This window comes from Bacillus sp. JS, assembly GCF_000259365.1.
Classification (GTDB): domain Bacteria; phylum Bacillota; class Bacilli; order Bacillales; family Bacillaceae; genus Bacillus; species Bacillus stercoris.
Genome location: NC_017743.1, coordinates 35,001 through 59,460 on the forward strand (window position 1 = coordinate 35,001; position 24,460 = coordinate 59,460).

General features: G+C 41.7%; 29 protein-coding genes and 2 rRNA genes (1 of these 31 running past the window's edge). 30 read left to right on the top strand and 1 reads right to left on the bottom strand.

Translation table 11 applies throughout. The features are described 5' to 3' along the window. The 15 genes from MY9_RS00165 to rsmI all read left to right on the top strand — a co-directional run. A 23S ribosomal RNA gene (locus MY9_RS00165) occupies positions 1 to 38 on the top strand (it extends 2,890 nt beyond the left edge of the window). A 54-nt stretch (positions 39 to 92) separates the two neighbouring features. Further along, a 5S ribosomal RNA gene (gene rrf, locus MY9_RS00170) occupies positions 93 to 208 on the top strand. Between the two features lie 178 nt (positions 209 to 386). Continuing rightward, the gene (csfB, locus tag MY9_RS00175) at positions 387 to 581 is read left to right on the top strand and encodes an anti-sigma-G factor (RefSeq protein ID WP_014662469.1); all 195 of its coding nucleotides are present in this window, start codon (positions 387 to 389) and stop codon (positions 579 to 581) included. A gap of 119 nt (positions 582 to 700) precedes the next feature. Further along, complete coding sequence (locus tag MY9_RS00180) at positions 701 to 1,315, top strand: 5-bromo-4-chloroindolyl phosphate hydrolysis family protein (RefSeq protein ID WP_014662470.1); 615 nt, start codon at positions 701 to 703, stop codon at positions 1,313 to 1,315. An 18-nt stretch (positions 1,316 to 1,333) separates the two neighbouring features. Beyond that, on the top strand, positions 1,334 to 2,494 hold the full coding sequence (locus MY9_RS00185; protein WP_014662471.1) for a toxic anion resistance protein: 1,161 nt from the start codon (positions 1,334 to 1,336) through the stop codon (positions 2,492 to 2,494). Positions 2,495 to 2,575: 81 nt separating this feature from the next. Next, complete coding sequence (locus MY9_RS00190) at positions 2,576 to 4,018, top strand: aminotransferase class I/II-fold pyridoxal phosphate-dependent enzyme (protein ID WP_014662472.1); 1,443 nt, start codon at positions 2,576 to 2,578, stop codon at positions 4,016 to 4,018. Further along, a complete protein-coding gene (gene tmk, locus MY9_RS00195) occupies positions 4,015 to 4,653 on the top strand; it encodes a dTMP kinase (protein ID WP_014662473.1) in 639 nt (212 codons plus the stop codon). Before MY9_RS00190 ends, tmk begins: the two co-directional genes overlap by 4 nt. A gap of 73 nt (positions 4,654 to 4,726) precedes the next feature. Continuing rightward, on the top strand, positions 4,727 to 5,056 hold the full coding sequence (gene darA, locus MY9_RS00200; RefSeq protein WP_003242755.1) for a cyclic di-AMP receptor DarA: 330 nt from the start codon (positions 4,727 to 4,729) through the stop codon (positions 5,054 to 5,056). Positions 5,057 to 5,068: 12 nt separating this feature from the next. Then, entirely contained in the window at positions 5,069 to 5,509 is a 441-nt protein-coding gene (locus MY9_RS00205) for a YaaR family protein (protein WP_014662474.1), read from the top strand. Between the two features lie 11 nt (positions 5,510 to 5,520). Then, the gene (gene holB / locus MY9_RS00210; protein ID WP_014662475.1) at positions 5,521 to 6,510 is read left to right on the top strand and encodes a DNA polymerase III subunit delta'; all 990 of its coding nucleotides are present in this window, start codon (positions 5,521 to 5,523) and stop codon (positions 6,508 to 6,510) included. A 2-nt stretch (positions 6,511 to 6,512) separates the two neighbouring features. Beyond that, positions 6,513 to 7,340, top strand: coding sequence for a competence/sporulation regulator complex protein RicT (ricT, locus tag MY9_RS00215; protein ID WP_003226767.1), 828 nt, complete (start codon positions 6,513 to 6,515; stop codon positions 7,338 to 7,340). Positions 7,341 to 7,354: 14 nt separating this feature from the next. After that, a complete protein-coding gene (gene yabA / locus MY9_RS00220) occupies positions 7,355 to 7,714 on the top strand; it encodes a replication initiation-control protein YabA (protein WP_003218308.1) in 360 nt (119 codons plus the stop codon). Positions 7,715 to 7,772: 58 nt separating this feature from the next. Beyond that, a complete protein-coding gene (locus MY9_RS00225; RefSeq protein WP_014662476.1) occupies positions 7,773 to 8,516 on the top strand; it encodes a tRNA1(Val) (adenine(37)-N6)-methyltransferase in 744 nt (247 codons plus the stop codon). Next, on the top strand, positions 8,503 to 8,802 hold the full coding sequence (locus MY9_RS00230) for a GIY-YIG nuclease family protein (RefSeq protein WP_014662477.1): 300 nt from the start codon (positions 8,503 to 8,505) through the stop codon (positions 8,800 to 8,802). Before MY9_RS00225 ends, MY9_RS00230 begins: the two co-directional genes overlap by 14 nt. Continuing rightward, positions 8,777 to 9,655 carry a 16S rRNA (cytidine(1402)-2'-O)-methyltransferase gene (gene rsmI / locus MY9_RS00235; protein ID WP_014662478.1) on the top strand — a complete coding sequence of 293 codons (879 nt, stop codon included), beginning with the start codon at positions 8,777 to 8,779 and terminating at the stop codon, positions 9,653 to 9,655. The genes MY9_RS00230 and rsmI overlap by 26 nt, the downstream gene beginning before the upstream one ends. 48 nt (positions 9,656 to 9,703) lie before the next feature. Here the strand turns inward: rsmI and abrB are convergent, their stop codons facing one another. After that, positions 9,704 to 9,994 carry a transition state genes transcriptional regulator AbrB gene (gene abrB, locus MY9_RS00240; protein ID WP_003226760.1) on the bottom strand — a complete coding sequence of 97 codons (291 nt, stop codon included), beginning with the start codon at positions 9,992 to 9,994 and terminating at the stop codon, positions 9,704 to 9,706. 494 nt (positions 9,995 to 10,488) lie between these two features. On the opposite strand from abrB, the gene metG reads away from it, so the two are divergent. The 15 genes from metG (at position 10,489) to MY9_RS00320 (ending at position 24,454) form a co-directional block, all read left to right on the top strand. After that, positions 10,489 to 12,483 carry a methionine--tRNA ligase gene (gene metG / locus MY9_RS00245; RefSeq protein ID WP_014662479.1) on the top strand — a complete coding sequence of 665 codons (1,995 nt, stop codon included), beginning with the start codon at positions 10,489 to 10,491 and terminating at the stop codon, positions 12,481 to 12,483. A 78-nt stretch (positions 12,484 to 12,561) separates the two neighbouring features. Further along, positions 12,562 to 13,329 (top strand): TatD family hydrolase, encoded by a 768-nt coding sequence (locus MY9_RS00250; protein ID WP_014475570.1) that lies wholly within the window; start codon positions 12,562 to 12,564, stop codon positions 13,327 to 13,329. Positions 13,330 to 13,484: 155 nt separating this feature from the next. Beyond that, positions 13,485 to 14,798 carry a ubiquitin-like domain-containing protein gene (locus tag MY9_RS00255; RefSeq protein WP_014662480.1) on the top strand — a complete coding sequence of 438 codons (1,314 nt, stop codon included), beginning with the start codon at positions 13,485 to 13,487 and terminating at the stop codon, positions 14,796 to 14,798. A gap of 143 nt (positions 14,799 to 14,941) precedes the next feature. Next, complete coding sequence (gene rnmV, locus MY9_RS00260) at positions 14,942 to 15,502, top strand: ribonuclease M5 (protein ID WP_014662481.1); 561 nt, start codon at positions 14,942 to 14,944, stop codon at positions 15,500 to 15,502. Then, on the top strand, positions 15,495 to 16,373 hold the full coding sequence (gene rsmA / locus MY9_RS00265; protein ID WP_014662482.1) for a 16S rRNA (adenine(1518)-N(6)/adenine(1519)-N(6))-dimethyltransferase RsmA: 879 nt from the start codon (positions 15,495 to 15,497) through the stop codon (positions 16,371 to 16,373). The genes rnmV and rsmA overlap by 8 nt, the downstream gene beginning before the upstream one ends. Positions 16,374 to 16,733: 360 nt before the next feature. Further along, positions 16,734 to 17,606, top strand: a complete 873-nt coding sequence (gene prtG, locus MY9_RS00270; protein ID WP_040081075.1) for a sporulation-specific protease PrtG — start codon at positions 16,734 to 16,736, stop codon at positions 17,604 to 17,606. Between the two features lie 209 nt (positions 17,607 to 17,815). Then, entirely contained in the window at positions 17,816 to 18,076 is a 261-nt protein-coding gene (veg, locus tag MY9_RS00275) for a biofilm formation stimulator Veg (protein ID WP_003218330.1), read from the top strand. Between the two features lie 160 nt (positions 18,077 to 18,236). Then, positions 18,237 to 18,422: a small, acid-soluble spore protein, alpha/beta type gene (locus tag MY9_RS00280; RefSeq protein ID WP_040081073.1), complete on the top strand. Its 186-nt coding sequence runs from the start codon at positions 18,237 to 18,239 to the stop codon at positions 18,420 to 18,422. 146 nt (positions 18,423 to 18,568) lie between these two features. Beyond that, positions 18,569 to 19,438 carry a 4-(cytidine 5'-diphospho)-2-C-methyl-D-erythritol kinase gene (gene ispE / locus MY9_RS00285; RefSeq protein ID WP_040081072.1) on the top strand — a complete coding sequence of 290 codons (870 nt, stop codon included), beginning with the start codon at positions 18,569 to 18,571 and terminating at the stop codon, positions 19,436 to 19,438. 55 nt (positions 19,439 to 19,493) lie between these two features. Then, positions 19,494 to 20,351 (top strand): pur operon repressor, encoded by an 858-nt coding sequence (gene purR / locus MY9_RS00290; protein ID WP_014662485.1) that lies wholly within the window; start codon positions 19,494 to 19,496, stop codon positions 20,349 to 20,351. Continuing rightward, positions 20,348 to 20,725, top strand: a complete 378-nt coding sequence (ridA, locus tag MY9_RS00295; protein ID WP_003226738.1) for a 2-iminobutanoate/2-iminopropanoate deaminase — start codon at positions 20,348 to 20,350, stop codon at positions 20,723 to 20,725. Before purR ends, ridA begins: the two co-directional genes overlap by 4 nt. 194 nt (positions 20,726 to 20,919) lie before the next feature. After that, positions 20,920 to 21,213, top strand: coding sequence for a septation regulator SpoVG (spoVG, locus tag MY9_RS00300; RefSeq protein ID WP_003218346.1), 294 nt, complete (start codon positions 20,920 to 20,922; stop codon positions 21,211 to 21,213). A gap of 192 nt (positions 21,214 to 21,405) precedes the next feature. After that, a complete protein-coding gene (glmU, locus tag MY9_RS00310; protein ID WP_014662487.1) occupies positions 21,406 to 22,776 on the top strand; it encodes a bifunctional UDP-N-acetylglucosamine diphosphorylase/glucosamine-1-phosphate N-acetyltransferase GlmU in 1,371 nt (456 codons plus the stop codon). A gap of 22 nt (positions 22,777 to 22,798) precedes the next feature. Beyond that, positions 22,799 to 23,752 carry a ribose-phosphate diphosphokinase gene (locus MY9_RS00315; RefSeq protein WP_003218353.1) on the top strand — a complete coding sequence of 318 codons (954 nt, stop codon included), beginning with the start codon at positions 22,799 to 22,801 and terminating at the stop codon, positions 23,750 to 23,752. An 84-nt stretch (positions 23,753 to 23,836) separates the two neighbouring features. Continuing rightward, complete coding sequence (locus MY9_RS00320; RefSeq protein ID WP_041521232.1) at positions 23,837 to 24,454, top strand: 50S ribosomal protein L25/general stress protein Ctc; 618 nt, start codon at positions 23,837 to 23,839, stop codon at positions 24,452 to 24,454. Positions 24,455 to 24,460 lie beyond the last annotated feature (6 nt).

Here is a 24,460-nt window from a genome sequence, read left to right on the forward strand (position 1 = left end):
GGAGCTGACAGATACTAATCGATCGAGGACTTAACCACATTTTGAATGATGTCACACCTGTTATCTAGTTTTGAGAGAACACTCTCAACTTGTTTGGTGGCGATAGCGAAGAGGTCACACCCGTTCCCATACCGAACACGGAAGTTAAGCTCTTCAGCGCCGATGGTAGTCGGGGGTTTCCCCCTGTGAGAGTAGGACGCCGCCAAGCAAGTTTAAACCCAGCTCATTGAGCTGGGTTTTTTGTTTACCCAAGATCGAGAAAAACAAACAAATACAAACACCGAGAGCTTATGTAGCCCATATACTGATTCCAAGTTTCAAAAAGGTCTAAATAGTGTATACAATATCCGTTTTAAGGGGAGGCTAATTGTACGGAGGTGGAGAAGGTGGACGAAACAGCTAAACTTAATCATACATGTGTGATTTGTGATCAAGAGAAGAATAGAGGCATTCATCTTTATACGAAATTCATATGCTTAGATTGTGAGAGAAAAGTAATTTCTACATCAACTTCTGATCCTGAATATGCCTTTTACGTGAAAAAACTAAAGAGCATTCATACACCGCCATTATATTCATAGACCTGAAAAGGTCTTTTTTTGTACGCTTTATAATAAAAAGAAGATGAAACTTGTTTAAGAATTGAACGTAGTAGATAATAATATTAAAACTGAGTATAGACACAGGAGTCGATTATCTCATGCAGAGATTTTTTCACTTTTTAATGTGGAGTTTAACTAGCAGTGCGACTTTTGTTTTCATAGGGATATTGTGCTTTTTCGGTTTAAATCAGTCGCTTTTTTTATCTCTTGTTTATGGGCTTGCTTCAGGAGCAGTCGTATACACAGCAGGTATCTGGAATGCAAGACGGTTATTTCTTAAAAAGCATGAATTGACAGGAAGAGAGTATGCTTACATTAAGGAAAACCTAGAGGAAGCAAGGCGGAAAATCATACGTCTTAGAAAAGCATTGTTTCAGGCTAAAAGCATTCAAATGTTTAAGCAAAATGCGGAAATCCTTAGGCTTGTAAGAAGGATTTATTTGCTAACCAAAAAAGAGCCAAAGCGGTTTTATCAGGCAGAGCGATTTTTTTATCAAACTCTCGATTCGGTTGTTGAATTGACAGAGAAGTATGCTTTTCTATCATCTCACCCGAAAAAAAGCAAAGAATTGTCGATGTCGTTAAGTGAGACACGCATCACTCTTACTGAATTGACCAAGCGTTTAGAGGAAGATTTAACTCAAGTAATGGGTGATGAAATTGACGAGTTGCAATTTGAATTAGATGCAGCAAAACATTCATTAAAGAAATAATGGAAGAGGGTAAAAGCGATGAACCGAGATCAAAGCGACCTTCATATAGATGAATTATTGGCAGACCCTTTTGGTGGTGATATAGCGATATCAGGTTCGGAGGCTGTAAAAGCAGAGAAAGAGCAAGTACGGCTTGTTGATGTTCTTCCTGAGGAAAACAAGGAAAAAGCAATTCAGCTTGCTGGACAGATTGATCATAAAAATATGCAAAGCATTGTCTTATACGGTTCACAAGCTCAGTCTAAACTGCTGAACTTTTCTCATGATATGATTAACCATGTTCAAAAGAAGGATGTCGGGGAGATTGGCGAAATACTTGGAGAGCTGATGAAAAAGCTGGAGCAAGTAAATCCTGTTGATCTTCAATCCAAGAAAAAGGGTTTTTTGGCACGCATGTTTGGAAGAGTATCAAATTCTCTTCAAGAGGTGCTGTCTAAATATCAAAAGACCAGCGTGCAGATAGACAGAATCAGCTTGAAGCTGGAGCACTCTAAAAATGCTTTAATCAGTGACAATAAACTATTAGAGCAGTTATATGAAAAAAATAAAGAGTATTTCGCAGCGCTGAATGTTTATATTGCTGCAGGAGAACTGAAGCTGGAGGAATTAAAAACAAAAACAATTCCTGAACAGAAGCAACAGGCTGAATCGAGTGATCATAACCAAATGGCCGTTCAAGAAGTAAATGATTTGATGCAATTTGCTGACCGATTAGATAAAAGAGTGCACGATTTGCTGCTGAGCAGGCAAATTACAATCCAAAGTGCTCCGCAAATCAGACTGATTCAAAATACAAACCAAGCGTTAGCTGAAAAGATCCAGTCATCCATTGTGACAGCGATTCCGCTTTGGAAAAATCAAGTTGCGATCGCACTGACACTTTTAAGGCAGCGGAATGCAGTGGATGCACAGCAGAAAGTATCGGATACAACCAATGAGCTTTTGCTGAAAAATGCGGAGCTTTTAAAAACCAATACAATTGAAACCGTACGGGCAAATGAACGAGGCCTAGTTGATATAGATACCTTAAAAAAGGTGCAGGAAAGCTTAATAAGCACGCTTGAAGAAACATTGACTATACAAGAAGAAGGACGGATCAAACGCCGTCAGGCAGAAGAAGAGCTCATGATGATGGAAGGCGACCTAAAGCAAAAGCTGCTTACAATAAAGGAAAGATAGTTACCAGTAAGTCTGGCTTTAAGTTCTGTCAGAGGCACGATATAATAAAGTGTAAGAAGACACATTCAAAGGATTGTTTTCATGAACACACCTTTATATAAAGCATTAATTCAACATGCGAGAAGAAATTCTCATTCATTTCATGTTCCGGGACATCACAATGGAGATGTCTTTTTTGATGACGCCAAGTCAATATTCGATCCTCTTCTCACCATTGATGTAACTGAACTGGCAGGGCTGGATGATCTCCATCATCCTTCCGGGGTAATTAAGGAAGCTCAGGAGCTTGTCAGTCAATTATATGGTTCGGCCGAAAGTTTTTTTCTGGTGAATGGTACGACTGTCGGAAACTTAGCGATGATTTTATCTGTTTGTGAACCTGGTGATACAATTTTGGTTCAAAGAAACTGTCATAAGTCTGTATTTCATGCTGTTGATTTGGGTGGTGCAGAGCCGGTTTATCTCGCACCTGACGTTGATCCAGCGATGCATGTGCCTATGCATGTTCCGCTTGGTACAATTAAAGAAGCCTTAGCAGCATATCCTGATGCGAAAGGCTTGGTACTGACCAATCCCACATATTATGGGCATAGTGCTGATTTGACCGAAATCATTACGGAGGCCCATCATTACGGGATTCCTGTTTTGGTGGACGAAGCACATGGCGCACATTTTATTTTAGGAGAGCCTTTTCCAGTCTCAGCTTTAAAAATGGGGGCAGATATTGTTGTTCAGTCGGCCCACAAAACGTTGCCTGCCATGACGATGGGCTCTTATTTGCACCTCAACAGCAGCTGCAGAGTTAACAGGGATCGGGTGGCAGAGTATTTAAACCGATTACAAAGCAGCAGCCCGTCTTATCCGATTATGGGTTCGTTAGACATTGCCCGTGCTTATGTACAGCATATTATAGAAGAACAAAAGCTTCCTGACATTTTGCAGCGAATACAAACACTTAAACAAACGTTTGATTCACTTACAAATGCAGAAGCTGTTAACCCTGCTAATACACAGGTTATAGCGGACCCGCTGAAGCTTACCATTCGTTCAAAACGCGGGCATTCTGGCTATACACTGCAAAGCATATTAGAGCGTGCCAACATATTCACTGAGCTTGCTGACGAAAATCAAGTACTGCTCGTTCTCCCACTGGGAGGAAAACGGAGAATAAACGCTGAAACCATTAGAAGCATTGATGAGGAGATTGAGAAAACGCCTCCGGATCAGCCGTTTGTGCCTGCTGAATGGGGAGCGCAGCCTGTTACTGTCTTGCCTTATCCAAAAAAGGTCTTACTTTCGTTTAAGAAAGAATATGTGGACTTTGGGGAAGCAGCAGGCCGGCTGAATGCAGAGGATATCATCCCTTATCCTCCGGGTATCCCGATGATTATGGCGGGAGAAAGAATAACAAAAGAAAGTGTGCAAAAGCTCAGCCGCTTGATCAGCATGAAAACGCATGTTCAAGGGAATATGAAAATCAAAGAGAAACAACTACTTGTTTATATAGAAGAGGAGAAATCATGAGCGGTTTATTTATTACATTCGAAGGTCCTGAAGGGGCGGGGAAAACAACTGTTCTCCAGGAAATCAAAAACATACTGTCAGCTGAAGGCCTTCAGGTTATGGCAACTCGAGAGCCGGGCGGAATAGATATTGCAGAACAAATTCGAGAGGTTATTCTGAATGAGCACAACACATTAATGGACCCAAAAACAGAAGCGCTTTTATATGCGGCTGCGAGACGCCAGCATTTAGTTGAAAAAGTAAAACCTGCTTTAGAAGAGGGGCATGTCGTTCTTTGCGACAGATTCATAGACAGTTCGCTTGCGTATCAAGGATATGCAAGAGGACTTGGGATTGATGAGGTCCTGTCCATTAATGAATTTGCCATTGGAGATATGATGCCCCATGTAACGGTTTATTTTTCAATTGATCCGGAAGAAGGACTGAAGCGTATTTATGCAAACGGCTCACGGGAAAAAAATAGGCTCGATTTAGAAAAACTGGACTTTCATACAAAGGTACAGGAAGGTTATCAAGAGCTGATGAAACGATTTCCGGAAAGATTCCATTCAGTTGATGCCGGGCAATCTAAAGACCTTGTCGTTCAGGATGTTCTAAAGGTGATCAATGAAGCATTGAAAAAAATTCAATTGTGACCTGTTTCCCAATAGTTGATATAATAATGTAAACGAGATCATGTTGTTTCCAATCTAAAGGAGGCCTTCACAGATGAAATTGATAGTGGCAGTTGTACAAGATCAGGACAGCAACAGACTTTTGAAAACCTTAACGGATCACAACTTCAGGGTCACAAAGCTTGCGACGACGGGAGGATTTCTTAAATCAGGCAATACAACGTTTATGATTGGTGTTGAGGATATACGCGTCAATAAAGCGTTGAGTCTTATTAAAGAAAACGGACAGAAACGTGACCAAATGATTGCCCCTGTATCTCCAATGGGCGGAAATGCTGATTCTTATGTCCCTTATCCAGTCGAAGTTGAAGTTGGCGGAGCGACAGTATTTGTCCTTCCAGTCGATGAATTTCATCAATTTTAAGGATTTGAAACTGTGAAAATTAATAAAGATATACGTACATTTATAGATAATAAGCAGCTTCCCTCTGTGAAAACATCTGAGATCACAGCATCATTTAAAACATCAATGGAAAACCAAAGCAGCAAATTGAAGCTTGATCAGCTTACCAGGCTGTTATCCGACATAGAGGCATTTGGAAAAAGGCTAACGAAATCGCGGAACTTTAAAGACTTAGCGAGATTTAAAGGACTTGTGAAACGTTTTGTCAAAGAAGCTGTGGACAGCGGCCTTTCACATGAAACGTCGAAAAGCTTTGATCTTTACGGGAACAGCAGAACGCTGGGACTTGTGAAAGAAATAGATGAAAAATTGATACAGCTTACAGAAGAGATGATGGATCAGGAAAAACCGGCAATTGATTTGCTGGAGCGTATTGGCGAAATAAAAGGTTTATTGATTAACCTTTACACATAGAGAGTGATACAATGGCAATATCCTGGAAGGAAATGAACGAGCTTCAGCCCAGAGTGATGAAGCTTTTATATAATAGTATTGAGAAGGACAGATTATCACACGCTTATTTGTTTGAGGGGAAAAAAGGAACAGGCAAGCTTGATGCCGCGCTGCTTCTTGCAAAAAGCTTCTTTTGTTTGGAGGATGGCGCGGAGCCTTGTGAGAGCTGCCGAAACTGTAAACGGATAGAGTCGGGGAACCATCCCGATCTCCATCTTGTTCAGCCTGATGGCTTATCGATCAAAAAGGCGCAAATTCAAGCGTTGCAAGAAGAGTTTTCTAAGACTGGACTTGAATCGCATAAAAAGCTGTATATTATTTCGCACGCAGATCAAATGACAGCAAATGCGGCGAACAGCCTGCTGAAATTTTTAGAAGAACCGAATAAAGACACTATGGCCATCCTCATCACTGAGCAGCCCCAAAGGTTATTGGATACCATCATTTCAAGATGCCAAACCCTTCCCTTTCAGCCTTTGCAGCCAAAAGCAATTGAAGACAGACTGATCGAACAGGACGTCTCGCCTCATATGGCAAGGCTTCTGGCCAACATGACCAATAATGTGGCAGAAGCAGTCGAATTAAGTCGAAATGATGAGTTTGCAGAGTCTAGAGCGAAAGTGATAAAATTGTATGAAGTCCTACACCAGCGGAAAGGACATGCTTTTTTCTTTATTCAAGATCAATGGATGCCCTTTTTCAAAGAAAAAACCCATCAAGAAATGGGTCTTGATATGCTCTTATTGATATATCGTGATGTGTTGTCCATCCAAATAGGAAATGAAGATAAATTGATTTATCAAGACTTATTCCAATCAATAAAACAGCATGCGCTACAATCAACACAACAAAGCGTTACGAATCAGATACTTGCTGTTTTAGAAGCAAAGAAACGGCTTCATTCCAATGTGAATGTACAAGGATTAATGGAGCACTTGGTGTTAATGTTGCAGGAGGGATAAGCTTGTACAATGTAATTGGTGTCCGCTTTAAGAAAGCGGGTAAAATATATTATTTTGATCCGAATGGATTTCATATAGAACATGACAGCTGCGTAATTGTAGAAACTGTCAGAGGCGTTGAGTACGGCCAGGTCGTGATTGCAAATAAACAGGTGGATGAGCATGATGTGGTGCTTCCCCTTCGAAAAGTGATACGTGTGGCTGACGAGCGCGATCTTCTCATTGTAGAAGAGAATAAACAAGAAGCACTATCAGCATTTGATATCTGCCAAAAGAAAGTGATTGAACACGGCTTGGATATGAAGCTGGTCGATGTTGAATTCACGTTTGATCGCAATAAAGTCATTTTTTACTTCACTGCTGACGGCCGAGTGGATTTTAGAGAGCTTGTAAAGGATTTGGCTTCTATCTTTAAGACAAGAATTGAGCTGCGCCAAATCGGAGTGAGGGATGAGGCGAAAATGCTCGGAGGAATCGGTCCTTGCGGAAGAATGCTTTGCTGTTCAACTTTTCTTGGAGATTTTGAACCCGTTTCCATTAAAATGGCCAAGGATCAGAACTTGTCTTTAAATCCTACGAAGATTTCAGGTCTTTGCGGACGTTTGATGTGCTGTTTAAAATATGAGAACGATGAGTATGAGACCGCAAAAGAACAGCTTCCGGATATTGGAGAAATGATTACGACAGCAAACGGTCCCGCGAAGGTCGTCGGACTAAATATTCTGGAACGGGTGCTTCAGGTGGAACTGATAAACCGTGAAAAAGTGATAGAATATACTTGGGAAGAGCTCTTGGAAGAGGGCGTCGTATCCGCACAAACCACAGATTAACGAGGTGTGGAACCTTGGATAAAAAAGAGTTATTTGATACAGTCATTAACTTAGAAGAACAAATTGGTTCACTGTACCGGCAGCTGGGGGATTTGAAGCAGCATATCGGTGAGATGATTGAGGAAAATCATCATTTACAGCTTGAAAACAAGCATTTGCGCAAACGGCTGGACGATACGACGCAGCAGATTGAAAAGTTCAAAGCTGATAAAAAAGAATCAAAAACACAGAAGACAGAGCAAACTGATATAGGGGAAGGATATGATAATCTGGCACGACTGTATCAAGAAGGATTTCATATCTGCAATGTCCACTATGGAAGTGTTCGAAAAGAAGATTGTCTTTTCTGTCTGTCATTCTTAAATAAAAAATAGGGAAAAGGCTTCCGCATAAGACGGGAGCCTTTTTCAAAGGTACTGAAAGGATAAGAAGATGGTTTCATTACGTGATGATGAAAGATTAGATTATTTGCTGGCAGAGGACATGAAAATCATACAAAGTCCAAAGGTGTTTGCTTTTTCATTGGACGCTGTGCTTCTGTCCAAATTTGCGTACGTTCCGATACAAAAAGGAAAAATTGTTGATTTGTGCACCGGCAATGGCATTGTGCCGCTGCTGCTCAGTACAAGATCAAAAGCAGACATTCTTGGAGTCGAAATTCAAGAAAGGCTGCATGATATGGCTATTCGCAGTGTGGAGTACAATAAGCTGCAGGGTCAGATTCAGATCATACATGATGATCTGAAAAACATGCCGGAGAAACTTGGACATAATCGATATGATGTTGTCACCTGCAACCCGCCGTATTTTAAAACGCCGAAACAAACTGAACAAAACATGAACGAGCATCTCCGTATCGCAAGACATGAAATCCACTGCACACTGGAGGATGTCATTTCAGTCAGCAGCAAGCTGCTCAAACAAGGAGGAAAAGCAGCGCTTGTTCACCGGCCGGGACGGCTTCTCGAGATTTTTGAACTGATGAAGGCTTATCAAATCGAGCCAAAGCGTGTGCAATTTGTCTATCCGAAGCAAGGGAAAGAAGCCAATACCATTTTGGTTGAAGGGATCAAAGGTGGGCGTCCAGATTTAAAAATTCTTCCTCCTTTGTTCGTTTATGATGAACAAAATGAATACACAAAAGAGATCAGGACCATTTTATATGGAGACAAATAATCATTTCTTCTACGTCGTGAAATGTAGGGACAATAGCTGGTATGCCGGGTATACCAACGATCTGCATAAACGGGTGAAAACACACAATGACGGAAAGGGCGCAAAGTATACAAAAGTAAGACGTCCGGTTGAATTGATTTTTGCTGAAGCTTTCGATACCAAACGAGAAGCTATGCAGGCTGAATATTATTTCAAAAAACTAACTCGAAAGAAAAAAGAGCTTTATATAGAAGAAAAGCGGAACAGCAAGGAGGCTGTATATGTTAAGGCGCCAAATGAGCTTTAATGGAAAGTCGGACATGGGAATTCTTTACTTGGTCCCAACCCCAATTGGAAATTTAGAGGATATGACATTCCGGGCGATCGATACGCTGAAATCAGTGGATGCGATTGCTGCGGAAGATACGAGGCAAACGAAAAAGCTTTGTCATGTATATGAAATTGAAACACCGCTGGTCAGCTATCATGAACACAATAAAGAAAGCAGCGGGCACAAAATTATTGAATGGCTGAAATCGGGAAAAAACATTGCTCTTGTCAGTGATGCCGGTCTGCCGACAATTTCTGATCCTGGAGCTGAAATCGTGAAAGATTTTACGGATATAGGCGGTTATGTTGTTCCGTTGCCGGGAGCTAACGCTGCATTAACAGCTCTTATTGCTTCAGGTATTGTACCGCAGCCTTTTTTCTTTTACGGTTTTCTCAACAGACAGAAAAAAGAAAAGAAGAAGGAGCTTGAAGCCCTTAAAAAACGGCGGGAAACGATCATTTTTTATGAAGCGCCTCACAGATTGAAGGAAACCTTGTCAGCGATGGCAGAGATATTAGGGGATCGAGAAATCGCTGTAACGCGTGAACTCACTAAAAAATATGAAGAGTTTATCCGAGGAACGATATCCGAGGTCATCGAATGGGCAAACGAGGATCAGATACGCGGCGAGTTTTGTCTTGTCGTAGAAGGAAGTAATAATGAAGAAGCAGATGAGGAAGAACAATGGTGGGAAACCCTCACTGCGAAAGAACATGTCGAGCATTACATCTCGAAAGGCGCTACTTCTAAAGAAGCCATTAAAAAAGCAGCAGTCGACCGCAATGTACCAAAGCGTGAAATGTACGATGCTTACCATATTAAGCAATAAAAAAACGTTCTTGTGTCATAACAAGAACGTTTTTTGTACAAGAAATGATTATTTAAGGTTTTGAAGCTGGTTTTGGATTTCGCTGATGATTTGCTCAGCGCCTTCTTTACTAAGAACCAATTTACCGCCTGCAAGTTTAAGGTTATCATCAGAAACTTCACCAGTTACTTGGCAAGTCATGTTTGGTTTATATTTTTTAAGGATGATTTTTTCATCATCAACATAAATTTCAAGAGCATCTTTTTCTGCGATTCCGAGAGTACGACGCAATTCGATAGGAATAACTACACGTCCTAATTCATCAACTTTACGTACAATACCAGTAGATTTCATAAACATTCTCCTCCCAAGAGATACTTATTTGTTTAAATTATATTTTTCTTCGTCATTATTCGACAAAATCCTTACCTTCATAGCATAACAAGGTTTCCAATAATCGTCAATCATTTTGTTTACTATTGATTGTAAGAATTAGTTCTTATAGTCAGTAATGTCTTGGAAACTACCGAAATAACAGCATTTTATAAATATTTAATAAAGCTATTATCCTACTAAAAATCCTTTTAAATCAAGACTTTCGAACCAAAGTTTTTTATTTCATTTGATTATATACGACAAAATTCGACACGAACAGACTTTTTTTATTTTCATTAAAGATTTTTAATTTTAATTATTCTTTTTCAGGGCATATGTATATATTCTTGATCTTAAAGGCTAAGATGGTATCATAGATAAAGGATAAATATAAAAAATATGCATATATGATTTGCACTTATCGCCGCTCTCGTCCTTTGGGCGGGAGCTTTTTGACATTCTGATTAGGAGGTTTCAAGATGCCGCAAGAAAACAATACTTTTTACATTACAACACCGATTTATTATCCGAGCGGAAAATTACATATCGGCCATGCATATACGACAGTCGCGGGAGATGCAATGGCACGCTATAAAAGATTAAAAGGGTTCGATGTTCGCTATTTAACGGGAACGGACGAGCATGGACAAAAGATTCAGCAAAAAGCTGAACAGGAAAACATTACACCTCAGGAGTATGTGGATCGCGCAGCGGCAGATATTCAAAAACTGTGGAAGCAGCTTGAAATCTCAAACGACGACTTTATCCGTACGACAGAAAAACGGCATAAAGTTGTCATTGAAAAGGTGTTTCAAAAGCTTCTAGATAATGGGGACATCTATCTTGATGAGTATGAAGGCTGGTACAGCATCCCTGATGAAACGTTCTACACGGAAACGCAGCTTGTTGATATCGAGCGGAATGAAAAGGGAGAGGTCATCGGCGGAAAAAGCCCTGACAGCGGTCACCCAGTTGAATTGATCAAAGAGGAGTCTTATTTCTTCCGTATGGGCAAATACGCGGATCGTCTTTTGAAATACTATGAAGAAAATCCGACCTTCATCCAGCCGGAATCACGCAAAAATGAAATGATTAATAACTTTATCAAGCCTGGACTCGAGGATTTGGCAGTATCACGTACCACTTTTGATTGGGGCGTAAAGGTGCCGGAAAATCCAAAGCACGTTGTATATGTTTGGATTGACGCACTATTTAACTATTTAACAGCACTAGGTTATGATACAGAAAATGATGAGCTGTATCAAAAATATTGGCCTGCCGATGTTCATTTAGTCGGTAAGGAGATTGTACGATTCCATACGATTTACTGGCCAATTATGCTGATGGCTCTGGATCTGCCTCTGCCAAAGCAAGTATTCGCTCATGGCTGGCTTTTGATGAAAGACGGAAAAATGTCGAAATCAAAAGGAAACGTTGTAGATCCGGTTACATTAATTGAACGCTATGGGTTAGACGAACTTCGCTATTACCTGCTTCGCGAAGTGCCGTTCGGATCTGACGGTGTATTCACGCCGGAAGGATTTGTTGAGCGGATCAACTATGATCTAGCGAATGATTTAGGAAACCTATTGAATCGTACTGTTGCGATGATCAATAAGTATTTTGACGGACAGATCGGTTCTTACAAAGGTGCTGTTACGGAATTTGACCAAACGCTCACTTCGGTTGCTGAAGAAACAGTGAAAGCTTATGAGAAAGCAATGGAAAACATGGAATTCTCGGTAGCACTTTCGACTTTATGGCAGCTCATCAGCCGCACCAACAAATACATTGATGAGACAGCTCCATGGGTGCTTGCGAAAGATCCGGCAAAAGAAGAAGAATTGCGATCCGTTATGTATCATCTCGCTGAATCATTGCGTATTTCAGCGGTACTGCTTCAGCCCTTCTTAACAAAAACACCCGAAAAAATGTTCGAGCAGTTGGGCATTACTGATGAATCTTTAAAAGCTTGGGACAGCATTACAGCTTTCGGCCAGCTGAAAGATACAAAAGTACAAAAAGGCGAGCCGTTGTTCCCACGTTTAGAGGCAGAGGAAGAAATTGCTTATATCAAAGGGAAAATGCAAGGTTCGGCACCAGCGAAAGAAGAAACAAAAGAAGAAGAGCCGCAAGAGGTCGATCGTTTACCTGAAATTACGATTGATCAATTCATGGATGTAGAGCTTCGCGTAGCTGAGGTCATTGAGGCAGAGCCAGTGAAAAAAGCAGACCGGTTATTGAAGCTGCAGCTGGATCTTGGTTTTGAAAAGCGCCAAGTGGTATCTGGCATAGCGAAGCATTATACGCCTGAAGAGCTTGTTGGAAAGAAACTCGTTTGTGTAACAAATCTAAAACCGGTTAAACTGAGAGGCGAGCTTTCTCAAGGTATGATCCTTGCAGGGGAAGCAGACGGCGTCCTAAAAGTCGTATCTATCGATCAGTCGTTACCAAAAGGCACAAGAATTAAATAATGATAAACAAAAGGTGTTTCACGTGTAACAATTCGTCGAACACCTTTTGTGTTTCGACAAGAAAGGAGTTTTTCACTTATGTTGTTTGACACACACGCGCATTTAAATGCGGAACAATATGATACTGATCTGGAAGAGGTTATTGAACGGGCAAAAGCTGAAAAAGTTGAACGAATTGTCGTAGTTGGTTTTGACCGTCCAACGATTACCCGTGCGATGGAAATGATTGAGGAATATGATTTTATTTATGCAGCCATCGGCTGGCACCCTGTTGACGCGATTGACATGACAGAGGAAGATTTAGCATGGATTAAAGAGCTTTCTGCTCATGAGAAAGTGGTAGCGATAGGTGAAATGGGACTTGATTATCACTGGGATAAATCACCTAAAGACATTCAAAAAGAGGTGTTTAGAAAACAAATTGCATTAGCGAAAGAGGTCAATCTGCCTATTATCATTCATAACCGTGATGCAACGGAGGATGTCGTGACTATTCTGAAAGAGGAAGGCGCAGAAGCTGTGGGCGGAATCATGCACTGCTTTACAGGAAGTGCGGAAGTGGCAAGAGAATGCATGAAAATGAATTTTTATTTATCATTTGGAGGGCCGGTGACATTCAAAAACGCGAAGAAACCGAAGGAAGTAGTGAAGGAAATTCCGAATGACCGGTTGCTGATTGAAACGGACTGCCCGTTTCTCACGCCTCACCCTTTCCGCGGGAAAAGAAATGAACCGAGCTATGTGAAATATGTGGCAGAACAAATCGCAGAATTAAAAGAAATGACATTTGAGGAGATTGCCTCAATCACGACTGAAAATGCGAAAAGACTTTTCCGTATAAACTGACAAAAAACGCTAGCGGGTTTTGTAAGAGCTTGTCCCTTACAGCGTTTTTCTATAAAAGTTCTACATGCTTTCTTCTCCTCATAGGATAGGTTTGTCGACAAGTCTTTCTTCCGTTTCTCAGTGTATTTCAGGATAATGAAGAAGACACTGAGCTTTTGGGAGAAAGAGAAGGGAGGGTTGACAGCCTTTTAGATACTCTATATAATCTCTCCGAGGAGAAGGAGGCGTTTTTCATCACACAAAAAATGAAAAAGCTGTTTTCCGTAAAGCTTAGCAAAAGCAAAGTCATTCTGGTTGCTGCTTGTTTGCTTTTGGCAGGAAGCGGGACTGCGTACGCGGCTCATGAGCTGACGAAACAATCAGTCTCAGTTTCTATCAATGGCAAAAAGAAACATATACGCACACATGCAAGTACAGTCGGTGATCTTTTGGAGACGCTTGATATCAAGACAAGAGACGAAGACAAGATCACACCTGCTAAACAGACAAAGATAACAGCAGATATGGACGTTGTGTATGAGGCTGCAAAACCTGTGAAGCTTACAATAAACGGGGAAGAAAAGACATTATGGTCAACAGCAAAAACGGTCGGTGCATTACTGGACGAACAAGATGTTGATGTGAAAGAACAAGATCAAGTTGATCCCGCAATAGATACAGATATTTCGAAAGACATGAAGATTAACATAGAGCCCGCATTTCAGGTTACTGTGAATGATGCAGGAAAACAAAAGAAGATCTGGACGACTTCGACTACGGTCGCTGACTTTTTAAAACAGCAAAAGATGCACATAAAAGACGAAGATAAAATCAAGCCTGCGTTAGATGCAAAGCTGACGAAAGGAAAGGCTGATATTACAATTACTCGTATCGAAAAGGTCACCGATGTAGTTGAAGAGAAGATTGCGTTCGATGTGAAAAAGCAAGAAGACGCTTCTCTTGAAAAAGGGGAAGAAAAGGTCGTCCAAAAAGGAAAAGAAGGCAAGCTTAAGAAACATTTCGAGGTCGTTAAAGAAAACGGCAAAGAAGTGTCCAGAGAGCTTGTAAAAGAAGAAACAGCTGAACAAAGCAAAGATAAAGTGATTGCTGTCGGCACAAAGCAGAGCAGTCCAAATGTTGAAAAGGTCAGCGCTTCAGGTGATTCAAAAACAGTTGTGTCCCGCAGCAATGAATCATCAGGAAAAGTCATGACTGTATCTTCTACGGCTTATACGGCAAGCTGCAGCGGCTGTTCAGGACATACAGCGACAGGCATCAATTTAAAAAATAATCCGAATGCCAAAGTCATCGCTGTGGATCCCAATGTCATTCCGCTAGGCTCCAAAGTCCACGTGGAAGGCTATGGATATGCCATTGCTGCAGATACTGGTTCAGCGATTAAAGGGAACAAAATAGACGTCTTTTTCCCAGAGAAATCATCGGCGTACCGATGGGGAAATAAAACAGTCAAAATTAAAGTCTTAAATTAATATATACTTATGATTCAGAGGGTTTTGCGCCCTCTGTTTTTTTCGTTATAATAGACAAAGTGTATTTTATGCTTATTAGACGCTCGACATAAGAAAAAGTTTCATAAATATACAAAAGTTTTTATTTTGTCTTGGAGGAAATAATGAAAATAAAAGAGATCATTGTGGTCGAGGGGCGTGACGATACGGCCCGCATCAAATTGGCTGTTGATGCAGACACAATTGAAACAAATGGTTCAGCTATCGACGATCATGTGATTGACCAAATCCGTTTGGCTCAGAAGACCAGAGGCGTGATTATTTTAACGGATCCGGACTTTCCGGGAGAGAAGATCCGCAAAACCATTTCAGAGGCTGTACCCGGCTGTAAGCATGCATTTTTGCCAAAGCACCTTGCCAAACCTAAAAACAAGCGGGGAATTGGTGTGGAGCATGCATCGGTTGAAAGCATTAGGGCATGTTTAGAAAATGTCCATGAAGAGATGGAAGCGCAGCCGAGTGAGATTTCGGCTGAGGATTTGATTCATGCCGGACTAATAGGCGGATCTGCGGCCAAACGCCGCCGCGAACGACTGGGTGATCTGTTGAAAATCGGCTATACAAATGGCAAACAACTTCAAAAACGGCTGCAAATGTTTCAAATTAAAAAAAGTGATTTTATGAGTGCGCTCGATACCGTTATGCGGGAGGAACAGAATGAATAAAGATATTGCGACACCGATTAGAACGAAAGAGATATTGAAGAAATACGGTTTTTCTTTTAAAAAGAGCTTAGGACAGAATTTCTTAATTGATACGAACATTTTAAACCGAATTGTCGATCACGCAGAAGTGACGGAGAAAACAGGTGTCATTGAAATCGGCCCAGGAATCGGTGCTTTAACCGAACAGCTTGCCAAGCGGGCGAAAAAAGTCGTGGCATTTGAGATTGACCAGCGTTTACTGCCGATTCTGAAGGACACGCTGTCACCTTACGACAATGTCACTGTCATTCATCAGGACGTGTTAAAGGCTGATGTCAAATCGGTCATTGAAGAACAATTTCAAGACTGCGATGAGATCATGGTAGTAGCCAACCTTCCTTATTACGTAACAACACCGATTATCATGAAACTGCTTGAAGAGCATCTTCCGCTGAAAGGGATTGTGGTCATGCTGCAAAAAGAAGTGGCTGAGCGCATGGCGGCTGATCCTTCATCTAAGGAATACGGCTCGCTTTCAATCGCGGTGCAGTTTTATACAGAAGCCAAAACGGTGATGATCGTTCCGAAAACCGTATTTGTCCCTCAGCCTAATGTCGATTCCGCAGTCATCCGTCTGATTCTCCGAGACGGCCCGGCAGTGGACGTAGAAAACGAATCCTTTTTCTTTCAGCTCATCAAGGCAAGCTTTGCACAGCGCCGTAAAACGCTGCTCAATAACTTAGTTAACAATCTGCCTGAAGGAAAAGCACAAAAATCAACGATTGAGCAAGTGCTCGAAGAAACAAATATTGACGGCAAGCGCCGAGGTGAATCCCTGTCTATCGAGGAGTTCGCAGCGCTGTCTAACGGATTGTATAAAGCCCTTTTCTAAAAGGGCTTTCAGCGTATCGACAAACCCTCGCATTCGTTGTCAAGGCTGCGCTTCAATGCTCACGAATTATAACATTCGCTGCGCTCCGATGCTCGCCTTTCCTAGACTTCAAGGGTTTTCAATCACGCTGAAAGGAGAAAAAAACGCTAAAGAGAAACCGTTTTAGCGTTTTTTCAACAATAGGAAAGCCCTTTTCTAAAAGGGCTTTTTGTTTTGCGCACCACATGGACTGCCGCTACATAGGCTAGAGAAGGACCTTTCATTCAATGATAAGAAAAAACTTGGACTCAGCGAAAAAAGGCGCTTTCTCAAGGCTCTTTCTTTCATGATGAGGCTTAGTCTATGTGTGGAGTGAGGAACGTGCAATTTCAAATAGGGGATATGGTAGCCAGAAAATCCTATCAGATGGATGTTTTGTTTCGAATTATAGGAATAGAGCAAACAAGCAAAGGAAATTCAATTGCCATTTTGCATGGAGATGAAGTCAGGCTGATTGCTGATTCGGATTTTTCTGATCTGGTGGCAGTGAAAAAGGATGAGCAGATGATGCGGAAAAAGAAAGATGAGAGCAGGATGAATGAGTCGCTCGAATTGCTCCGCCAGGATTATAAGCTGCTCAGAGAAAAGCAGGAGTACTTTGCGACAAGCCAATATCAGCATCAGGAGCATTATTTCCATATGCCTGGCAAAGTGCTTCATCTGGATGGTGACGAAGCATATCTGAAAAAATGCTTGAATGTCTATAAAAAAATAGGAGTGCCGGTCTATGGCATCCATTGTCACGAAAAGAAAATGTCTGCTTCTATTGAAGAATTGCTCGACAAATATCGACCAGATATCCTGGTGATCACAGGGCATGATGCGTATTCGAAGCAAAAGGGCGGCATTGATGATTTGAATGCGTACAGACATTCTAAGCACTTTGTTGAAACCGTTCATAAAGCCCGAAAAAAGATCCCTCACTTAGATCAGCTTGTTATTTTTGCGGGGGCCTGCCAATCCCATTTTGAATCACTCATCAGAGCGGGTGCAAATTTTGCGAGTTCGCCATCAAGAGTAAATATTCACGCGCTTGATCCGGTATATATCGTCGCGAAGATCAGCTTTACGCCATTTATGGAACGGATCAATGTATGGGAAGTGCTCCGTAATACGCTGACACGAGAGAAAGGGCTTGGAGGTATTGAAACAAGAGGAGTACTGAGAATTGGCATGCCTTATAAGTCCAATTAACAGTTAAAACCTGCATAGTAGATCTATGCGGGTTTTTTATTTTGCATAATGATACATAATTTACCGAAACTTGCGGAACATAATTGAGGAATCATAGAATTTTGTCAAAATAATTTTATTGACAATGTCTTATCAACGTTGATATAATTTAAATTTTATTTGACAAAAATGGGCTCGTGTTGTACAATAAATGTAGTGAGGTGGATGCAATGGCGAAGACGTTGTCCGATATTAAAAGATCGCTTGATGGGAATTTAGGTAAAAGGCTGACGTTAAAAGCAAACGGTGGCCGCCGAAAAACGATTGAGCGTTCGGGCATTTTAGCTGAGACGTACCCTTCTGTTTTTGTGATACAACTAGATCAAGACGAGAACTCGTTTGAAAGAGTTTCATACAGTTATGCTGATATTTTGACTGAGACTGTTGAGCTGACATTTAATGATGACGCAGCAAGCTCAGTGGCATTTTAACGGGCAGTGAACCTTTTGTTTACTGCTTTTTGTTTTGCCCTTTTTTTGGTTTCCAGTAATTTTAACGAAAGTTCCATTTGATTTAACAAAAGATAAAACGGTCACATATTATCGTGACGTGCACGAATGGCTATCACTTCTAAAAAAGGGGTTGTTTCGTTTGGGCAGACGTCGTGGAGTTATGTCAGATGAGTTTAAATATGAGCTGGCTAAGGACCTTGGTTTTTATGACACAGTAAAAAATGGCGGTTGGGGCGAAATTCGGGCCCGCGATGCTGGTAATATGGTAAAGCGCGCCATTGAAATCGCTGAACAGCAAATGGCTCAGAATCATAATAACCGATAAGGATGTGACCCGGGGGACGTGCCGTTCCCCGGTTTTTTATATTGGATATAAATACATAATGGGCTGAATATGGATATGTTCATCCTGTACTTCAAATGTGATACAATGTTCATACTTATGTTTAGATGGAGAAGTAGGTGAAAGCTATGCGTATTTTAGAAAAAGCGCCAGCCAAGATCAATCTGTCACTTGACGTCACCCGAAAACGCCCGGATGGTTATCATGAAGTCGAAATGATCATGACGACAATTGATTTAGCTGATCGAATTGAATTGACGGAGCTGGCAGAGGATGAAGTGAGGGTTTCCTCCCACAACCGTTTTGTGCCTGATGACCAAAGAAACTTAGCTTATCAGGCCGCCAAGCTGATCAAGGACAGATACAACGTGAAAAAGGGAGTTTCCATCATGATTACGAAGGTAATTCCGGTGGCTGCCGGTCTTGCCGGCGGAAGCAGTGATGCGGCGGCGACGCTCAGAGGGCTGAACAGACTGTGGAATTTAAATCTTTCTGCGGAAACGCTTGCTGAGCTTGGAGCGGAAATTGGCTCCGACGTTTCATTTTGTGTCTATGGAGGAACTGCACTTGCAACAGGGCGCGGCGAGAAAATTAAACATATCAGCACGCCTCCGCACTGCTGGGTCATTTTAGCGAAGCCGACAATCGGTGTTTCAACTGCTGAAGTGTACAGAGCGCTGAAACTGGATGACATAGAGCATCCCGATGTACAAGGCATGATCGAGGCGATAGAGGAAAAGAGTTTTCAGAAGATGTGCAGCCGTTTAGGCAATGTGCTCGAATCTGTTACGCTTGATCTGCATCCTGAAGTCGCGATGATCAAAAACCAGATGAAACGCTTTGGTGCAGATGCCGTGTTAATGAGCGGGAGCGGTCCGACAGTGTTTGGACTGGTTCAGTATGAGTCGAAGGTGCAGAGAATTTATAACGGGTTAAGAGGCTTCTGCGATCAAGTTTATGCGGTGAGAATGATCGGCGAACAGAACGCTCTTGATTAAATCCGTATGTTAAGTTATATTGATCTTAAAATATTCGGATTTTGGGGGTAAGTTCATGAAGTTTCGTCGCAGCGGCAGATTGGTGGACTTAACAAATTACTTGTTAACCCATCCGCACGAGTTAATACCGCTAACCTTTTTCTCTGAGCGGTATGAATCTGCAAAATCATCGATCAGTGAAGATTTAACAATTATTAAACAAACCTTTGAACAGCAGGGGATCGGTACTTTGCTTACTGTTCCCGGTGCTGCCGGAGGCGTTAAATATATTCCGAAAATGAAGCAGGCTGAAGCTGAAGAGTTTGTGCAGACTCTTGGACAGTCGCTGGCAAATCCTGAACGTATCCTTCCGGGCGGTTATGTATATTTAACGGATATCTTAGGAAAGCCATCTGTACTCTCCAAGGTAGGGAAGCTGTTTGCTTCCGTGTTTGCAGAGCGCGATATTGATGTTGTCATGACCGTTGCCACGAAAGGCATCCCTCTTGCGTACGCAGCTGCGAGCTATTTGAATGTGCCTGTTGTGATCGTTCGTAAAGACAATAAGGTAACAGAAGGCTCCACAGTCAGCATTAATTACGTTTCAGGCTCCTCAAACCGCATTCAAACAATGTCACTTGCGAAAAGAAGCATGAAAACGGGTTCAAACGTACTCATTATTGATGACTTTATGAAAGCAGGCGGCACAATAAATGGTATGATTAACCTGTTGGATGAGTTTAACGCAAATGTGGCGGGAATCGGCGTCTTAGTAGAGGCCGAAGGAGTAGATGAACGTCTTGTTGATGAATATATGTCACTTCTTACTCTTTCAACCATCAACATGAAAGAGAAGTCCATTGAAATTCAGAATGGCAATTTTCTGCGTTTTTTTAAAGACAATCTTTTGAAGAATGGAGAGACAGAATCATGACAAAAGCAGTCCACACAAAACATGCCCCAGCGGCAATTGGGCCTTATTCACAAGGGATTATCGTCAACAATATGTTTTACAGCTCAGGCCAAATTCCTTTGACTCCTTCAGGCGAAATGGTGAACGGAGATATTAAGGAGCAGACTCATCAAGTATTCAGCAACTTAAAAGCGGTTCTGGAAGAAGCGGGTGCTTCTTTTGAAACAGTTGTAAAAGCAACTGTGTTTATCGCGGATATGGAACAGTTTGCGGAAGTAAACGAAGTGTACGGACAATATTTTGACACTCACAAACCGGCGAGATCTTGTGTGGAAGTCGCAAGACTCCCGAAGGATGCGCTAGTCGAAATTGAAGTTATTGCATTAGTAAAATAATAAGAAAAGTGATTCTGGGGGTGCCCGGGATCACTTTTTTATTTACCTTATGCCCGAAATAAAAGCGATATGACCTAATTGTGTAACTATATCCTATTTTTTCAAAAAATATTTTAAAAACGAGCAGGATTTCAGAGAAAATCGTGGAATTGATACACTAATGCTTTTATATAGGGAAAAGGTGGTGAACTACTGTGGAAGTTACTGACGTAAGATTACGCCGCGTGAATACCGATGGTCGCATGAGAGCGATTGCATCCATCACGCTGGATCACGAATTTGTTGTACATGATATTCGTGTGATTGATGGAAACAATGGTCTTTTCGTTGCGATGCCGAGTAAACGCACCCCTGATGGAGAGTTCCGCGATATTGCTCATCCTATTAATTCAAGCACGCGAGGAAAGATTCAAGATGCCGTGTTAAATGAGTATCATCGTCTGGGTGACACTGAAGCATTAGAATTCGAAGAAGCTGGAGCTTCTTAAAAAATAACCAAAAAGCAAGGACTGCTGAAAGGGCTGACATAAGCCTTTTGCCGGCGGTCCTTTTTTAATTCTGATTTTTCAAACGTATTTGCACTCAATAGAAAATTCTTGCACTTCATGAAGTCTCCTTGAAATCAGAAGATATTTAGGATATATTTTTCTATGGATAAAAGGGATATTGGAGGCCAATAAATGGATAAGCGGTTTGCAGTTGTTTTAGCGGCTGGACAAGGAACGAGAATGAAATCGAAGCTTTATAAAGTCCTTCATCCAGTTTGCGGTAAGCCTATGGTAGAGCACGTCGTGGACGAAGCCTTAAAATTATCTTTATCGAAGCTTGTCACGATTGTCGGACATGGTGCGGAAGAAGTGAAAAAGCAGCTTGGTGATAAAAGCGAGTACGCGCTTCAAGCAGAACAGCTTGGCACTGCTCATGCTGTAAAACAGGCACAGCCATTTCTTGCTGACGAAAAAGGCGTCACGATTGTCATTTGCGGAGATACGCCGCTTTTAACAGCAGAGACGATGGAAGAGATGCTGAAAGAACATACACAAAGAGAAGCGAAAGCTACGATTTTAACTGCGGTTGCAGAAGATCCAACCGGATATGGCCGCATTATTCGCAGCCAAAACGGAGCGGTTCAAAAAATCGTTGAGCATAAGGACGCCTCTGAAGAAGAACGTTTTGTAACTGAGATCAATACTGGTACGTATTGTTTTGACAATGAAGCGCTATTCCGGGCTATTGATCAGGTGTCTAATGATAATGCCCAAGGCGAGTATTATTTGCCGGATGTCATAGAGATTCTTAAAAATGAAGGCGAAACTGTTGCCGCTTACCAGACTGGTAATTTCCAAGAAACGCTCGGAGTTAATGATAGAGTTGCTCTTTCTCAAGCAGAACAATTTATGAAAGAGCGTATTAATAAACGGCATATGCAAAATGGCGTGACGTTGATTGACCCGATGAATACGTATATTTCTCCTGAGGCTGTTATCGGAAGCGATACTGTGATTTATCCTGGAACTGTAATTAAAGGTGAGGTGCAAATCGGAGAAGATACGATAATTGGCCCTCATACGGAGATTATGAATAGTTCCATCGGCAGCCGTACGGTTATTAAACAATCGGTAGTCAATCACAGTAAAGTGGGGAATGATGTAAACATAGGACCTTTTGCTCACATCAGACCTGATTCTGTCATCGGGAATGAAGTGAAGATCGGCAACTTTGTAGAAATTAAAAAGACTCAATTCGGAGACCGAAGCAAGGCATCTCATCTAAGCTATGTCGGTGATGCTGAGGTAGGCACTGATGTAAACCTGGGCTGCGGTTCAATTACTGTCAATTATGATGGGAAGAATAAGTATTTGACAAAAATTGAAGATGGCGCGTTTATCGGCTGCAACTCCAACTTGGTTGCCCCAGTCACAGTCGGAGAAGGCGCTTATGTGGCGGCAGGTTCAACTGTTACGGAAGATGTACCTGGAAAAGCGCTTGCTATTGCCAGAGCGAGACAAGTTAATAAAGACGATTATGTGAAAAATATTCATAAAAAATAATCCTAAATTCGGAGGTTTATCCATGTCTAATCAATACGGAGATAAGAATTTAAAGATTTTTTCTTTGAATTCGAATCCAGAGCTTGCAAAAGAAATCGCAGATATAGTTGGAGTTCAATTAGGGAAATGTTCTGTCACAAGATTTAGTGACGGGGAAGTCCAAATTAATATCGAAGAAAGTATTCGCGGATGTGATTGTTACATCATCCAGTCTACAAGTGACCCCGTTAACGAGCATATTATGGAACTGCTGATTATGGTAGATGCGTTAAAACGCGCTTCTGCAAAAACGATTAACATTGTTATTCCTTATTACGGTTATGCGCGTCAAGACAGAAAAGCAAGATCCCGTGAGCCAATCACAGCTAAACTTTTCGCTAACCTGCTTGAAACAGCTGGTGCGACTCGTGTGATTGCACTCGACCTGCATGCGCCGCAAATTCAAGGATTCTTTGATATACCGATTGACCACTTAATGGGTGTTCCGATTTTAGGAGAATATTTTGAAGGCAAAAACCTTGAAGATATCGTCATTGTTTCACCAGACCACGGCGGTGTGACACGTGCCCGCAAACTGGCTGACCGACTAAAAGCGCCGATTGCGATTATCGATAAACGCCGTCCGCGTCCAAACGTGGCGGAAGTTATGAATATTGTAGGTAATATCGAAGGGAAGACTGCTATCCTCATCGATGACATTATTGATACTGCAGGTACGATTACACTTGCTGCTAATGCGCTCGTAGAAAACGGAGCGAAAGAAGTATATGCATGCTGTACACACCCTGTACTATCAGGCCCTGCAGTTGAACGAATTAATAATTCAACAATTAAAGAGCTCGTTGTGACAAACAGCATCAAGCTTCCTGAAGAAAAGAAAATTGAACGCTTTAAGCAGCTTTCAGTCGGACCGCTTCTGGCTGAGGCGATTATTCGCGTTCATGAGCAGCAATCAGTCAGCTATCTGTTCAGCTAAACCGTTTTTTGAGGTTTAAATCCTAATCGTTATGGGTATTGTTTGTAATAGGACAATTAAAACGATAATAGGATGGTGCTGAATATGGCAACTTTAACGGCAAAAGAAAGAACGGACTTTACTCGTTCATCTCTTCGGAATATCCGTACTTCAGGACATGTTCCAGGTATCATATATGGGAAGGATACTGGCAACAAACCAGTGTCATTAGACAGTGTGGAGCTGATCAAAACGCTGAGGGACGAAGGCAAAAATGCCGTCATTACGCTTGAGGTCAGCGGAGAAAAACACTCTGTCATGGTGACAGACCTGCAAACGGACCCGCTGAAAAATGAAATCACTCATGCTGATTTTCAAGTAGTCAATATGAGTGAGGACATTGAAGTGGAAGTTCCGATTCATCTGACCGGAGAAGCCATTGGTGTGAAAAACGGAGGCGTATTGCAGCAGCCGCTATATGCACTTACTGTAAAGGCTAAGCCAAAAGCCATTCCGCAAACGATTGAGGCTGATATTTCTAATCTCGATGTAAATGAAGTACTGACGATCGCGGATTTGCCTGCTGGCGGTGACTACTCCTTTCATCATGAATCAGATGAGGTCGTGGCTTCTATCCTTCCTCCGCAGCAGCAGGAAGCAGCTGAGATCGATGAAGAGGAATCTGCTGATGCTCAGCCTGAAGGTGAAAACAAAGAACAATAATAGCTT

Coding starts and splice junctions, on each gene's coding strand:
- MY9_RS00180 (WP_014662470.1), top strand. CDS start 701: ATGCAGAGATTTTTTCACTTTTTAATGTGGAGTTTAACTAGCAGTGCG.
- MY9_RS00185 (WP_014662471.1), top strand. CDS start 1,334: ATGAACCGAGATCAAAGCGACCTTCATATAGATGAATTATTGGCAGAC.
- MY9_RS00190 (WP_014662472.1), top strand. CDS start 2,576: ATGAACACACCTTTATATAAAGCATTAATTCAACATGCGAGAAGAAAT.
- tmk (WP_014662473.1), top strand. CDS start 4,015: ATGAGCGGTTTATTTATTACATTCGAAGGTCCTGAAGGGGCGGGGAAA.
- darA (WP_003242755.1), top strand. CDS start 4,727: ATGAAATTGATAGTGGCAGTTGTACAAGATCAGGACAGCAACAGACTT.
- holB (WP_014662475.1), top strand. CDS start 5,521: ATGGCAATATCCTGGAAGGAAATGAACGAGCTTCAGCCCAGAGTGATG.
- MY9_RS00225 (WP_014662476.1), top strand. CDS start 7,773: ATGGTTTCATTACGTGATGATGAAAGATTAGATTATTTGCTGGCAGAG.
- MY9_RS00230 (WP_014662477.1), top strand. CDS start 8,503: ATGGAGACAAATAATCATTTCTTCTACGTCGTGAAATGTAGGGACAAT.
- rsmI (WP_014662478.1), top strand. CDS start 8,777: ATGTTAAGGCGCCAAATGAGCTTTAATGGAAAGTCGGACATGGGAATT.
- abrB (WP_003226760.1), bottom strand. CDS start 9,994: ATGTTTATGAAATCTACTGGTATTGTACGTAAAGTTGATGAATTAGGA.
- metG (WP_014662479.1), top strand. CDS start 10,489: ATGCCGCAAGAAAACAATACTTTTTACATTACAACACCGATTTATTAT.
- MY9_RS00250 (WP_014475570.1), top strand. CDS start 12,562: ATGTTGTTTGACACACACGCGCATTTAAATGCGGAACAATATGATACT.
- rnmV (WP_014662481.1), top strand. CDS start 14,942: ATGAAAATAAAAGAGATCATTGTGGTCGAGGGGCGTGACGATACGGCC.
- rsmA (WP_014662482.1), top strand. CDS start 15,495: ATGAATAAAGATATTGCGACACCGATTAGAACGAAAGAGATATTGAAG.
- veg (WP_003218330.1), top strand. CDS start 17,816: ATGGCGAAGACGTTGTCCGATATTAAAAGATCGCTTGATGGGAATTTA.
- ispE (WP_040081072.1), top strand. CDS start 18,569: ATGCGTATTTTAGAAAAAGCGCCAGCCAAGATCAATCTGTCACTTGAC.
- purR (WP_014662485.1), top strand. CDS start 19,494: ATGAAGTTTCGTCGCAGCGGCAGATTGGTGGACTTAACAAATTACTTG.
- ridA (WP_003226738.1), top strand. CDS start 20,348: ATGACAAAAGCAGTCCACACAAAACATGCCCCAGCGGCAATTGGGCCT.
- glmU (WP_014662487.1), top strand. CDS start 21,406: ATGGATAAGCGGTTTGCAGTTGTTTTAGCGGCTGGACAAGGAACGAGA.
- MY9_RS00315 (WP_003218353.1), top strand. CDS start 22,799: ATGTCTAATCAATACGGAGATAAGAATTTAAAGATTTTTTCTTTGAAT.
- MY9_RS00320 (WP_041521232.1), top strand. CDS start 23,837: ATGGCAACTTTAACGGCAAAAGAAAGAACGGACTTTACTCGTTCATCT.